Origin of the sequence: Sphingobium lignivorans (assembly GCF_014203955.1) — a bacterium.
In the GTDB taxonomy this organism is placed as follows: Bacteria; Pseudomonadota; Alphaproteobacteria; order Sphingomonadales; family Sphingomonadaceae; genus Sphingobium; species Sphingobium lignivorans.
On sequence record NZ_JACHKA010000001.1, the window covers coordinates 3,271,748 to 3,285,167 of the forward strand.

9 protein-coding genes are annotated in these 13,420 nt (G+C 64.0%); all 9 read right to left on the bottom strand.

Annotated features, from left to right (window positions below; all coding sequences use genetic code 11):
• Positions 1-121: 121 nt before the first annotated feature.
• Positions 122-1,840 (bottom strand): amidohydrolase, encoded by a 1,719-nt coding sequence (locus tag HNP60_RS15095; RefSeq protein ID WP_184155351.1) that lies wholly within the window; start codon positions 1,838-1,840, stop codon positions 122-124.
• Between the two features lie 56 nt (positions 1,841-1,896).
• Complete coding sequence (locus HNP60_RS15100) at positions 1,897-2,352, bottom strand: GNAT family N-acetyltransferase (protein WP_184155354.1); 456 nt, start codon at positions 2,350-2,352, stop codon at positions 1,897-1,899.
• Positions 2,345-2,560: a hypothetical protein gene (locus HNP60_RS15105; RefSeq protein WP_221414682.1), complete on the bottom strand. Its 216-nt coding sequence runs from the start codon at positions 2,558-2,560 to the stop codon at positions 2,345-2,347. The genes HNP60_RS15100 and HNP60_RS15105 overlap by 8 nt, the downstream gene beginning before the upstream one ends.
• 43 nt (positions 2,561-2,603) lie before the next feature.
• Positions 2,604-4,319, bottom strand: coding sequence for an amidohydrolase (locus HNP60_RS15110; RefSeq protein ID WP_184155357.1), 1,716 nt, complete (start codon positions 4,317-4,319; stop codon positions 2,604-2,606).
• Positions 4,320-4,596: 277 nt separating this feature from the next.
• Entirely contained in the window at positions 4,597-6,297 is a 1,701-nt protein-coding gene (locus HNP60_RS15115; RefSeq protein ID WP_184155360.1) for an amidohydrolase family protein, read from the bottom strand.
• The gene (locus tag HNP60_RS15120; RefSeq protein ID WP_184155363.1) at positions 6,294-7,685 is read right to left on the bottom strand and encodes an amino acid permease; all 1,392 of its coding nucleotides are present in this window, start codon (positions 7,683-7,685) and stop codon (positions 6,294-6,296) included. Before HNP60_RS15120 ends, HNP60_RS15115 begins: the two co-directional genes overlap by 4 nt.
• Positions 7,686-7,724: 39 nt before the next feature.
• Positions 7,725-9,218 carry an NAD-dependent succinate-semialdehyde dehydrogenase gene (locus tag HNP60_RS15125; RefSeq protein ID WP_274703323.1) on the bottom strand — a complete coding sequence of 498 codons (1,494 nt, stop codon included), beginning with the start codon at positions 9,216-9,218 and terminating at the stop codon, positions 7,725-7,727.
• Complete coding sequence (gene gabT, locus HNP60_RS15130; protein ID WP_184155366.1) at positions 9,215-10,495, bottom strand: 4-aminobutyrate--2-oxoglutarate transaminase; 1,281 nt, start codon at positions 10,493-10,495, stop codon at positions 9,215-9,217. Before gabT ends, HNP60_RS15125 begins: the two co-directional genes overlap by 4 nt.
• A 95-nt stretch (positions 10,496-10,590) precedes the next feature.
• Entirely contained in the window at positions 10,591-13,128 is a 2,538-nt protein-coding gene (locus tag HNP60_RS15135; RefSeq protein ID WP_184155369.1) for a TonB-dependent receptor, read from the bottom strand.
• Between the last annotated feature and the right edge of the window lie 292 nt (positions 13,129-13,420).

Sequence of the window (13,420 nt, forward strand, 5' to 3'; positions counted from 1 at the left end):
AAGGGCCAATCGGGCCATGCTCCAGCACGGAAGGGTGCGCCCGATCGCCTTTGCCGCCACCCGAAAACCCGTCGCTTATTCCTATTCGCCGGGATGAAAAGCCTGAGCGGTCACCGAGAAGTCATTCTCCAGCAGCGCGTCTTTCATACACGACCTTTCCCCCCACGATCGTCATGTCGACCTTCGTCGACAGCAGCTGCTCTGCCGGCACCGTCATGGGATCCTTGTCCAGCACGACCATGTCGGCGAACTTGCCGACCTCCAGCGTGCCTTTCTTCTTCTCGTCCCAGCCGAGATAGGCTGCCTTCTCTGTGTAGAGACGGATCGCCTCTTCCCGGCTAACGGCTTCCTCAGGCGCGAACACCTTGCCGTCCGCGCCCTTGCGCGTGATGGCGACATACAGACCCACCATCGGACCGATCGGCAGATTGTCGCTGCCGAAGGCGATCTTGACGCCATGCTTGAGCGGCACGCCGACCGGATTGTTGTGCTGCAGGCGATAGCCTTCGAGCGTCTGCTCGTAGCGGCCTTGCAGATTATAGAGGAAGTTCGGCTGAGCCGCCGCCCAGGTTCCGTTCCTTGCCATCATCTCCATGGTCTCGACCGACGGAATCATGGTGAAGTGGGAAAGGAACCAGCGGTGGTCCTTCTTCGGGCGCGCTTTCAGCTCGTCGTCGTAGATCTTCGCAATGTCCTCGATCGCCTGATCCCCGATCGCATGGATTCCGATTTGCCAGCCGAGAGCGCCCGCGGTCGAGACGATCTCGCGCGCGACGTCCTGCGAATAGAAGGTCGTCCCGCGGAAGCCGGGCAGGCCTTTGTAATCCTCCTTGGTGAAGGCGGTCGGACCGGTGAAGCCGCCATCATAGGGCGTTTCGCCAATCGGGCCGAGCTTGAGCCGATCGTCACCATAGCCGGTCTTGTAGGGGAAGGCTTTCAGCCGCTCGGCGCCGGGCCAGGCGATGTAGGAGATCATGCGCGGCAGTTCCGGCCCCATCTCGGCATAGATCGACCGGAATTCGGCCCAGCTGTGGAGACCCGAAAAGGCGCCGCCAGCCTTGCTCCGGTCGAGACCGCCCTTGCCGACAGGTTCGTCGTCGATCGAGGTGAAGGCCTCCATGACCGTGGTGATGCCAAGGCTCAGCAGCCATTTGAGGCGAGCGATATAGCTCGGTCGCATCTGCTCCTTGCTGTCCGGCGGGACGAGCCGGGTGACGAGATCGCTGCGCTCGCGGATGATGCCATTGGGCTCCTTGTCCGCGCCGCGCTCGATGAGGCCGCCGTCCGGGTCGGGCGTCGAGGCATCGATCCCGGCGAGGGCGAGCGCTGCGGAATTGGACACCGAGGAATGGCTGCCGGCCCGCGTCAGCACCACAGGATTGTTCGGCGCGGCCACGTCGAGATCGGCACGCGTGGGTACGCGCTTCTCGGCAAGCAGCGCTTCGTCCCAGCCATAGCCGGTAATCCATTCACCCGGGCCGAGCGCCTTCGCCTTGGCTGCGACCATCTGCTGGATTTCGGCGATCGATTTTGCCTTGTCCGGTTCGATCGCGCGATGGGCGAGTCCAGTGACATGGATATGCGTATCGATGAAGCCCGGCATCAGCGTCCGGCCGGTCAGATCGATCCGCTCGGCCTTCGGAAAGCGCTTGAGCAGTTCCTGCCCGCCGACGGCAACGATCTTTCCATCCTTGACGGCCACGGCGGACCGGACGCTGAACGCCTTGTCGACGGTCAGCACCTTGCCGTTGAACAGCAGCATATCGGCCTGGTCCGCCAGCGCCGGGGTGCCGGCCAGTGCAGCCGACAGCGTCGCGATGGCATAGATGACTGTTTTCATGGGGACCTCTTTGTCGGGCGAATGGTAGGAATGGAAAGATCGGGCAGGACGGCTGCTCAGAGCAGCTTGCGATACTGGACGAAGCCGGATCGCTGGGCGATCCGATCGTAAAGCAGCATGGCATCGACATTGGTCTCATGGGTCAGCCAGTGGACGCGCGAGCAGCCCCGTTCCGCCGCCGCCGCATAGACCGCCTCGATGAGGCGCCGGCCGATCCCGCCACCGCGCGCGGCAGGGTCGACGAACAGATCCTGCAGATAGCAATAGTCGCCAGGCGTCCAGGTCGAGCGATGCCAGATGAAGTGGACGAGCCCGATCGCTGTGTCGCCATCCCAGGCGAGCAGACCGTTCATCGGCTCCTCCGGATCGAGCAGGCGCCCCCATGTCACATCCGAAACCGCCGGGGCGATCGCCACTTCGTAGAAGGCTTGATATCCTTCCCATAGCGGCGTCCAGGCGCCCCGGTCCTGCGCGCGCAGCGGCAGCAGGCTCGTCTTTGTCCCATCAATCATTGGCACATCGTCTAGGGCCGGGGTCGAGGCTCGACAACCGCGCGAGCAGGCGATCCGCCACCGATGACCGCACCCCTTGCCCCGCCGCGACCTTGCGCCAGGTATTGTAGCTTATCCCGAAGCGGGCATTCAGCCTCTCGTCGGTGCGCCCGTCCAGGTGGCGCTGCATCAGCGCCACCGCTTCCGGGTCGAGCTGCACAAGCTTCATGATCCTGCCGCTCCGGGCCAGGCCTGTCTCGCGCGACATGCCCCTACCGCTGGAAGACGAGCTTGCCGCCGACGAAGGTCATGTCGACCTTGCCATCCAGCAGCGTCTTTTCGTCGGCCGTCAGCGGATCGAAGGGCAGCACCACCATGTCGGCGAGCTTGCCGGGTTCCAGCGTGCCCTTGATCTTCTCTTCCCAGGAAAGGAAAGCGCCATTTGCCGTATACATGCGGATCGCTTCCTGTCGTGACACCGCCTCGTCCTCGAAGCCATGAGCGCGGCCACTCGGCCCCTTGCGCGTCACGGCAGCATAGAGGCCGACCATCGGGTTGATCGGCAGATTGTCGCTGCCAAGCGCCACGAACAGGCCGAACTTGTTGACCGGGGTCCCTATGGGATTGTTATGGGCGAGCCGCCAGTCGTCGAGCGTCTGCTCGTAGCGATCCTCCAGATTGTAGAGGAAGTTCGGCTGCTGCGCGATCATGATCCTATTGCGCTTCATGGTCTCCATGGTCGCATCGGGCGGCATGATCGTGAAGTGATCGAGGAACCAGCGATGGTCCTTCTTGCCGACGCCGGTGCTGGCGAGGGCCTTGGCATAAGCATCCACCGTCTGGACGATGGCAGCATCGCCGATCGCGTGCAGAGCCATCTGCCAGCCCAGCTTCGCGGCGGAATCGACCGCTTCCTGCAATTCCGCGTCCGTGAAACGGCCCTTGCCGCGGAAGCCGGGCTGCCCCTTGTAATCGGCGAGCAGCCAGGCGGTGGGGCCGGTAAAGCCACCGTCCACCGCCATCTCGCCGATCCCGCCCAGACGCACGCGGGTGTCGCCATAGCCGGTGTGCTGGCCAAAGGCCTGCAGCCGCTCGGCACCGGGATGATTGATGTAAAGCGTCATGCGCGGCAGGTCGGCGCCCATCTCCGCATAGAGCTCGCGGCTGCGCTTGAAGGTGAGGGTCGGGGGCGGATTCGCAATGCCGCCCTTGCCGACCGGTTCGTCATCGATGCTGCCGCTGGCGTTGTGGAAGCTGGTGATGCCGAGCGAGAGGATATGCTTGAGCCAGGTGATATAGGCCGGGCGCATTTCCACCCAGGTCGCCGGCGGCACGAACTTGCGGACGAGATCATTGCGCTCGCGGATGATGCCATTGAGCTCGCCATTGGCGTCCCGCTCGATGAGGCCGTTCTTGGGCTCCGGCGCATTTCGATCCAGGCCGGCGATCTTGAGCGCCATCGAATTGCTGACCGAGGAATGGCCGCCATTGCGCACGAGAATCACGGGATTGTTCGGCGCGGCGGCGTCGAGATCGGCGCGATTGAGGTTGCGGTTCTCGGCCAGGTTTGATTCCTGCCAGCAGCAGCCGGTGATCCACTTGCCCGGCCCGAGTTCCGCAGCCTTCTTGCGGATCATCTCCTGGATTTCGCCGACCGAGCGCGCCGCGCCGCTGTCGATGTCGCTCGGCGCCACCGGCTGCGGGTGGAGGTGCGTGTCGATGAAGCCGGGCATCAGCGTGCGTCCGGCAAGATCGATCTCCTGCGCACCTTCATATTTTGCGCGCAATTCCTCACCGCCGACGGCGACGATCTTTTCACCCTGCACGACCACCACGGACTTGGTGGAGAAGGCGGGATCGACGGTCAGGACCTTGCCGTGATGAAGGATCAGATCGACCTTCTCCTTCGCAATCGCCGGCAGCGCGCTTGCCCCAAGCAACAGGCCGAGCCCGATCAGCCGATATCCCCTGTTAAGTCCCGTCCTCATGCCCTGTGCCTCCCTGCTGCGACGGGCCCGTCGTGATCTGCCAGCACCATATGATGCCCCCGGCTTTCATCAGCCCCGTCGATGATGTCCGAGAAAGCAGAGAATGCAGCGCGAAGGGAGGTGCCTTACCCGCCGTGGATGGTGCCGAAACATCACCACCTGGCAGCGAATACCCCGGTCAAACAAAGCAAAGGCGTCGTGCTGAAACAAGTCAGCATGACGCCCTGCTCGAGATTGCGCGGCCCCGTGTCGGACCTGAAAGGCAAGCGTCGGCAAGCTAGCGCTTGAACACCGTCTTGCCGCCGATGATCGTCATATCCACCTGCGCCTTCAATATCTCCTCCTCGGGCACTGTCAGCAGATTGCGATCGACGACGATCATGTCGGCGAGCTTGCCCGGGGTCAGGCTGCCCTTCTTCGCCTCGTCCCAGGTGAGGTAGGCGGCATCCTGCGTATAGGCCTTGAGCGCCTCGTAACGCGAAACGGCCTCCTCCGGGCCATAGACGGTCCCGCTTTCGCCCTTGCGGGTTACGGAAACATAGAACCCCCAGAGCGGCCCGATCGGCAGATTGTCCGATCCCAGGGCCATGCGCACGCCCCAGCGCAGCGGGGTGCCGAGCGGATTGATGTGCTGCAGCCGCGTGCCCTCCAGCGTCTGGTTGTAGCGGCCTTCCAGATTGTAAAGGAAGTTGGGCTGCGCGGCGCCCCAGATGCCGTGGTTAGCCATCTTCTCCAGCGTCGGCAGTGGCGGCAACATAGTGAGATGCGAGGAGAACCAGCGATGATCCTTCATCGGCTCCTCATCAAGCGCGCCTGCATAAATGTCGATCAGCGTGGCAATGGCTGCGTCGCCGATCGCGTGAATGCCGAGCTGCCAGCCAAGATCGCGGGACGTGCGCACCAGTTCCGTCAGAGCCTCGGGCTTGGTCGCGGCATGACCCCGGAAGCCGGGCATGCCTTTATAGTCGTCCAGCGTCCAGGCGGTCGGCCCGGTAAAGCCGCCATCCGCGCCGGGCGCCTCACCGATCGGTCCCAGCTTCAGCCGGTCATCGCCATGGCCGGTCTTGTAGGGGAAGGCCTTCAGCCGCTCGGCGCCCGGATAGACGATGTAAAGGGCCGCGCGCGGCAGGCTCTCGCCCTCCTTCGCATAGATTTCGCGGAACTGCTTGTAAGTGTGGACGCCTCGCCACTCGCTCTGCGGGACGCCACCCTTGCCGACCGGCTCATCGTCGATCGTGGTCAGCGCTTCCATGATGCTCGTGATGCCGAGCGGCAGCAGCGACTTGAGCGCCGCGGTCCAACCGGGCTTCATTTCCTCGCTGGTCGGCGGGGGCACGAGCTTGCCGTAGAGGTCGCCACGCTCGCGGATGATGCCGTTCGGTTCGCCGCTCGGATAATGCTCGATGACGCCGCGCTCCGGATCGGGCGTCGCCCTTGTGATGCCGGCGAGCTTCAGCGCGAGGCTGTTGCCGACGACGCTGTGCTGTCCCGCGCGGGTGAGCGCGACCGGGTTGCGCGGCGCAGCGGCATCAAGATCGGTGCTGACGATGTTGCGCCCTTCGGCCAGCTTCGCCTCGTCCCAGCCATAGCCGACGATCCACTCGTTCGGGCCGAGTTCCTTCGCTTTGGCGCGGACCATCGCCTGCACGTCCTTGATCGACTTCGCCTCGCCCAGCGGCACCGATCGGCGCGACGGGCCCATGATGTGAATGTGCGTGTCGATGAAGCCGGGCATCAGCATCCGGCCCTTGAGGTCGACCGTCTCCGGCGCGGTATAGGCATTCGCCAGCTCCGGGCCGCCGACAGCGAGGATCTTGCCATCCTTCACCGCGACGCTCGTGGCGGCGGGTCTGTCAGGATCCATCGTGACGACCGTGCCGTTGACGAGCAGCATGTCCACCTGTTCCGCCGCCAGCGCCGCGTGCGACAGGCCGGAGAGGAGGAGCGCCGCGCCGGCGAGAATGGATGTGCGGATCACAGCGTGGAGCTCCGTTCGAGAGAGGAGGACAAGGCCGCCGCGCGCCGCCTGTCCTTGAGGTAGGAGAGGCCCACGACGAGGACGAGGAGGAGGAGGCTGCTCATCAGCTCGATCCGCAAGGTCGGCTTGATCAGCATGGCTACAAGCACGATGCCGATGCCGGCCGCCGTCAAATAGCTGCCGAACGGGTGGAACCACATGCGGATGACCAGCCGCTCCGGCGCCTCCCGCTCCATCTGGTTGCGCATCTTCACCTGCGCGAAGCAGACCAGCAGATAGATGAACAGCATGATCGCGCCCGAGGCATTGACCAGGAAGCTGAATACGAGCTCCGGCGAAAGCACCGATGCAGCCAGCGCGACATAGGCAAAGAGGCTGCCGATCAGCGTCGAGCGCACGGGCACACGCCGCTTGTTGAGCGCCACCAGCGCTTCGGGCGCATCGCCTTTCTCCGAGAGGACGAACAGCACGCGCGAGGTCACATACATGCCCGAATTGAGGCAGGAGAGTACCGCAACGAGCACCACGAAATTCATGATAACGCCGGCGTGCGGGATCTGCATGAAGCTCAGCGTCGCGGCGAAGGGCGACTGGCCCGGCACGATGCTCGTCCAGGGCATGACCGAGACGATCAGGCCGATCGACAGCAGATAGAAAAGGATGATCCGCAACGCGACGCTGCCGGTAATCCTGGCGATCGTACGCGCGGGCTCCTGCGATTCCGCTGCCGCAATGGTAGCGATCTCCGCCCCGCACAGGGCGAAGATGACGCTGGTCACGCCCGCCAGCACTGCCCCCCAGCCATTGGGCACGAACCCGCCATGCGCCACCAGATTGCCGAAGGTCGGCCCGTCCGGTGAGGTCGCGCCGAACGCCCAGAGCCCCGCGACGCCGATGAAAGCCACGATCGCTACGACCTTCATCAGCGAGAACCAGTATTCGAACTCGCCATAGGAACGCGTCGACATGAGATTGACGCCGGTCAGCACCGCGAGCAGCACAACCCCGATCAGCCAAACCGGCGCGTCGATCCATCCCGCAATGATGACCGCCCCCGCAATCGCCTCGATCGCGACGACCACCACCCAGAAATACCAGTAGAGCCAGCCGCAGACGAATCCGGCCCGGTCGCCCAGCCCCGCCCGCACCAGTTCGGTGAAGGAGCCGGCGCCGGGCAGCAGGCTCGCCATCTCGCTCAGCATCCGCATGACCATGAGGATGACGAGGCCGGCGATCCCATAGCTCACCACCACGGCCGGCCCCACCTGCGAGATGGAGGTACTGGAACCGACGAACAGCCCCGCCCCGATGATGCCGCCGATCGCGATCATCGAGACATGGCGTGATTTCAGCGAATGGCTGAGGCGACCTTCTTCTTGTTCGACCATTATCGTTTTCCCTGTCGGTGCCTCTTGTGTCGCCTGATTTCAGGCCGAGGAAACCGCCGTGCAGACCAGCTTCATGTTGAGATATTCGTCCATGCCATAGCGCGACCCCTCGCGACCGAAGCCGGACTCCTTCACACCCCCGAACGGCGCCACCTCTGTCGAGATGAGGCCCGTGTTGAGGCCCACCATCCCATATTGGAGAGCTTCGCTGACGCGATAGCTGCGCGAGAGGTCGCGTGTATAGAGATAGGCTGCCAGACCGGCCCGCGTGTCATTGGCCAGCGCGATCGCCTCGGCTTCCGTGTTGAAGCGCACGACGCCCGCGAGCGGGCCGAATGTCTCCTCGACGCACAGGCGCGCCTTGGCGGACACGTCGCTGATGAGCGTCGGCTGGAAGAAATACCCTGCCCCCTCGATCGCCTCGCCCCCGGCCAGCAGCTTGCCGCCCTGCCGAAGCGCGTCCGCAACATGGCTGCGCACCTTGTCAATGGCGGCTCCATTGATCAGCGGACCCGCTTCGACGCCCTCGTCCAGCCCGTTGCCGATGCGGAGCGCCTGAACCCTTTCCTTGAGGGCGGCGACGAACCGGTCGTAAATGCCCGCCTGGACGATGAAACGGTTTGCGCAGACACAGGTCTGGCCCGCATTGCGAAACTTGGACGCGATCGCACCCTCGACAGCCGCATCGAGATCCGCATCGTCGAACACGACGAACGGCGCATTGCCACCCAACTCGAGCGACACGCGCTTGACTGTCTCCATGCATCGCGCGGCGAGCATCTTGCCGACCGCCGTCGACCCGGTAAAGCTGAGCTTCGCGATGGCCGGATGAGAGACAAGCACGGTCCCGATCTCGCGCGGCGATCCGGTCACGATGTTGAGGGCGCCTGCCGGTATCCCGGCTTCCTCGCCGAGCAATGCCAAAGCAAGCGCCGAGAAAGGCGTCAGTTCCGAGGGTTTGACGACCATCGTGCAACCGGCTGCCAGCGCCGGCCCCGCCTTGCGGGTGATCATGGCGAGCGGGAAATTCCAGGGCGTGATCGCCGCGACGACGCCGATCGGCTCGCGCGTGACCATCAGGCGCTTGTCGGTGCCATGACCCGGGATCACATCGCCATAAGTGCGCCGCGCTTCCTCGGCGAACCAGGTAAGGAAGGACGCGGCATAGGCCACTTCGCCCCGCGCTTCTGCAAGCGGCTTGCCCTGCTCATGCGTCATGATGCGGGCAAGGTCCTCGCGATGGGCGAGCATCAGCTCGGCCCAGCGCCGCAGAACGGCGCCGCGCTCACCCGCCGTCTTCGCGCGCCAGCCGACCAGCGCGGCCTGCGCGGAAACGACGGCCCATTCCGCATGGGAAGTGCCCAGATCAGGCACGGTCCCGAGCGCCGCGCCGGTCGCCGGGTCCTCGACAGTCAGTTTTCGGTCCCCGGAGATCCAGATCCCGTCGATATGCGCCTGATGCCGCAATAGATCGGGCCTGTTCAGGCTCATGCTCGTCGCCATGGCATCGGCCTCGAGGATCACGCTGCTCATGCGACCGCCGACAGTGCCTTTTCAAGGCGGTCGAGCCCCTCGTCGAGTATCGCGTCCGAAGCTGTCAGCGGCACCAGAATGCGCACGGTCTCGCCACGGCTGCCACAATTGAGGACGACGAGGCCTTCGCCAAGCGCCTTGGCCGCGACCACCTTGCCGCCATTGGCGAGCGGCATCATCTCATTCCTGTCGTCCAGAATGTCGAAACCGATCATGCCGCCAAGGCCGCGCGGGACGGAGATGCTCACCAGATCGTTCCGGCTGCGCCAGCCATTGATGCGCTCGCAGATATGCGTGCCCATGGCCGCCGAACGCGCGAGCAGCCCTTCTTCCTCGATGATGTCGAGAACCGCGAGCGCCGCGGCGCAGCCGATCGGCGAGCCGCCATAAGTGCCGCCCAGTCCGCCTGGCTCCACCACATCCATCAGCTCCATGCGACCGATGACGCCCGAGAGCGGGAAGCCGCCGGCCAGCGACTTGGCGACTGTCACCAGATCCGGCTCGACGCCGCTATGCTCGATGGCGAACATGCGGCCCGTGCGAGCAAAGCCCGTCTGCACTTCGTCGACGATGAGCTTGATGCCATGCGTGTCGCAGATCGCACGCAGCGCCTGCAGCAGCTCGACCGGCGCGACGTTGAAGCCACCCTCCCCCTGCACCGGCTCGATGATGATTGCCGCGACGCTGCCGGGGTGGATGTCGGCCGCGAACAGGAAGTCCAGCGCCTTCAGGCTGTTGGCGACGGTCGTGCCGTAGGCCGGGTTGGGGAAAGGCACATGATAGACGTCCGGCAGCGACGGGCCGAACTGCCACTTGTAGGGATTGACCTTGCCGGTCATCGCGCTGGCGAGGCCGCTGCGGCCGTGGAACGCGCCGGTGAAGGAGATGACGCCGGTGCGGCCGGTGGCGGCACGCGCGATCTTCACTGCATTCTCCGTCGCCTCGGCGCCCGTCGTAAAAAGGATGGTCTGGGCCTCACCGGCGAAGGGCGCCAGGGCATTCAGCCGCTCAGCGAGAGTGACATAGCTTTCATAACCCATCACCTGGAATGAGGTGTGGGAGAAGCGGGTCAGCTGCTCCGACACGGCGGCCACCACGCGCGGGTGAAGATGGCCGACATTGAGGACGGCAATGCCGCCCGCAAAATCGACATAACGATTGCCATCGACGTCCCAGATTTCGGCATTGGCGGCGTGGTCGGCAAAGACAGGGGTCGCATTGGCAACGCCGCGCGGAACGGCCTTTTTGCGCCGGGCCAGGAGTGCATCGTTCGACATGAAAACCTAGATCTTTCTTATAGGAAACAGGTCACCGCCCCAGGGAGGGATGACCGGGCGGAAGGACGTGCCCGGTCATCCCTGCGGGGAAGGCGTCAGAAGGAGATTGCCGCCGTCAGACCCACGCTGCGCGGGCGCGTCACCAGCGTGGTGAACACCGGCTGGTTGCGGGTGTGACCCAGATTGATCATCGGCGCGACGTTGAAGATGTTGTTCACGTAGAGCGACAGGTCCAGATCGCCGAGTTCGATGCCAGCCCGGCCATTGACGATCGTGTAGGCCTTGTTGACCGGCTGGTTGGGATCATAGTTGATCGAGCCCGGGTCGGTATTGCCGGTACGACCTTCCTTGCTGCGATAGGTGTAATCGGCGCGGACATAATAGGTCTTGTCGGCGATCGGATAACGGAAGTCGCCGGAGAGCGTGACCGTCCAGGGCGAACCGGAGGATGGCAGGACCGAACCACCCGTGTAGAGCGTGCGACCGTTGATGATGGTGTCGTCGTCGAACGTGGCATCGGTATAGCCGACATTCGCCATCAGGGTCAGTTCGCGCACCGGCTTCAACACCGCCTGCAGATCGAAACCCTGGCTCGTCGCGGAGCCGAGATTGGCGGTGAGCGACTGGAGGCACGTCTGCACCGAAACGGTTGACTGGATGTTCGACCATTTGATGTGGAAGACGCTGCCGTTCAGCTGAAGCGCGCCGCCGAACATGCGCGTCTTGGCGCCGGCTTCATAGGACCAGACCGAGTCCGAACCATAAGTCTGCGGCGAACTCGCCTGACCCTGGGCATTGACATAGCCAAGCTGCACCAGTTCCGGATTGCAATTGCCCGGCAGGGCGATCTGCGCGCCGCTGGGACGGAAGCCCTTGCTGACCGTCGCATAGACCATGGTGTCTCGCGTCGCCTGATAGGAGATGCCGAACTTCGGCGTGACGGCGGTATCCGAACCGGATGCCGAACTGTTCAGATAGCGCGGCGTGAAGGGGCCCGTTCCCGGCTCATACTGGCCGACCGCGACCGCCGTGCAGGGCACGGTCCCGACACCGGTGCCGGGAACGCAGGCAAGGCCGCGGGGCGCGTTGAGGTTGTTCGCCGGACCATCATAGAAGGCGGTATATTCGATCTTGTTCTTGGAGACGCGCACGCCAGCCGTCACCTTGAGCCCTTCAAGCAGTTCATAGGTCGCATCCGCGAAGCCGGCGATCTGCGTGTCGATCGCCTTGAAGTCCGACAGATAGCTGGACGTGCCGTTCAGCTGTGGAACGCCATAGAAGTTGATGAACGCGCTGTAGCCGGGGCCGAACGGCGCGCCGTCATTCCGGATACCGAAAAGCGGATTGAGGAAAGGCAGGAAGTTCGTTTGCGAATTCTGGATCGCCTGCTGCTCGTTGCGCGAATAGAAACCGCCCGCAACCCAGGTCAGCGGCCCGTCGCTCACGGATTGCAGCCGCACTTCCTGCGTCCAGTTGCGCTGCCGGTTGGACACGGTCGAGATCGCGACGTCACCCACATTGGGTGTCTGCCGCCCGGCATAGGAAACGGCGTAGATATTGGTGTAATCGAGCGTCTGGCTCGTATCGCGCTTGAAGTAGGATGTGGTCGAGACCAGGTCCGCAAAACCCAGATCGGCCTCGATCTTGAGCGCCGGCATGATGAACTTGTCCCGCTGCGGCTCGCCCGAGTCGACGTCCAGCGGCAGGTGCGTCGCATCCACCGTCGGGTTCCAGCGCGGCGTTGCGTAGTCCGCCGTTTCGAAGTTCGACATGGTGGGCCACACATTCGGCGCGGCGTCCGGGGTGAAGAAGCTCTGATAATTGATCGACGGCGTGATGGTGATGGTCTCGGACGGCTTGAACGTCAGCGCGAGGCGCGCCGCGAACGTGTCCGAAGAGTTCACGTCGGCCTTGTAGAGGCTGGTGTTGGTGAAGCTGAGAGACTGCACGCCGAGCGCGCCGGTGGTATTGCGCACGACCGGCGTGCCGACCATCTTGTCGATGAAGCCGCCCTCGTGACGGAAATAGGCGCTGGCGCGGATGCCGATCTTGTCGGTGACCAGCGGGCCGCCGATCGCGAACGCCGCTTCATAGCTTTCCTTGCCATTGGTCGTCGTCGAGAGGTCGCCGCGCGCAAGGCCGCTCCACTCGGTCACGCTCGGCTCGGGCTGGATGAAGCGGATCGTGCCGCCTTCCGAACCGGCGCCGAAGAGAGTGCCCTGCGGACCACGCAGCACCTCGACACGCTCCAGATCGAACAGCGCCGGATACATGATCGACGAGGCGACGCCGAGCGAGCGGACCTGAATGGGCGTATCGTCGATATAGACGCCGATCGTCGAGGCGCCAGCGCCCGAGGAGATGCCACGGATGGAAACGTTGCTGACGCCAAGGCCACCGCGACGCAGCGATACGCCCGGCGTCATGCGCGCCAGATCCTCGACATTGCGAAGGCCCTGCTTCACCAGCTCGTTCTGCGTGAACGCCTGAACACTGACCGGAACCTTCGAGAGCGTCTCGCTCTTGCGGGTCGCGGTGACAACGATCTCGCCGCCGCCATCAGCCTCGTCGGCGGGCGCGTCCTGCGCCTGCACGGGCATCGCGGAGACGGCGATCATGAGAGAGAGCGCCATTCTCGCGACGCCAGTGTTCAACAGGTCAAAATGCCGCATGCTAACCCCCTTTTGGTTTTTCGGCTGGTGAGTGACGGGGCCTATTTTTCGTCTGGTCTGCCAGGCTCGGCCGTCGATCTTGTGGGCCGATCCTATAACAGGGCCGCGCGGACGAAAGGTGCTTTCATGACGTAAGATGGTGACTATTTGACACCACCATCAACCCGGGCGCCTGCTCCAGGGGTTGCAATCTCTCGGAAAATCGTCAGTTTTCTTCATGTCCCGGCATGGCCGTCGCGTGTAAGTGCCGATC

Excerpts from the sequence above, each read along its gene's own strand:
- HNP60_RS15105 (WP_221414682.1), bottom strand. The coding sequence starts at position 2,560 with ATGAAGCTTGTGCAGCTCGACCCGGAAGCGGTGGCGCTGATGCAGCGC.
- HNP60_RS15110 (WP_184155357.1), bottom strand. The coding sequence starts at position 4,319 with ATGAGGACGGGACTTAACAGGGGATATCGGCTGATCGGGCTCGGCCTG.
- HNP60_RS15095 (WP_184155351.1), bottom strand. The coding sequence starts at position 1,840 with ATGAAAACAGTCATCTATGCCATCGCGACGCTGTCGGCTGCACTGGCC.
- HNP60_RS15135 (WP_184155369.1), bottom strand. The coding sequence starts at position 13,128 with ATGGCGCTCTCTCTCATGATCGCCGTCTCCGCGATGCCCGTGCAGGCG.
- HNP60_RS15100 (WP_184155354.1), bottom strand. The coding sequence starts at position 2,352 with ATGATTGATGGGACAAAGACGAGCCTGCTGCCGCTGCGCGCGCAGGAC.
- HNP60_RS15120 (WP_184155363.1), bottom strand. The coding sequence starts at position 7,685 with ATGGTCGAACAAGAAGAAGGTCGCCTCAGCCATTCGCTGAAATCACGC.
- gabT (WP_184155366.1), bottom strand. The coding sequence starts at position 10,495 with ATGTCGAACGATGCACTCCTGGCCCGGCGCAAAAAGGCCGTTCCGCGC.
- HNP60_RS15125 (WP_274703323.1), bottom strand. The coding sequence starts at position 9,218 with ATGAGCAGCGTGATCCTCGAGGCCGATGCCATGGCGACGAGCATGAGC.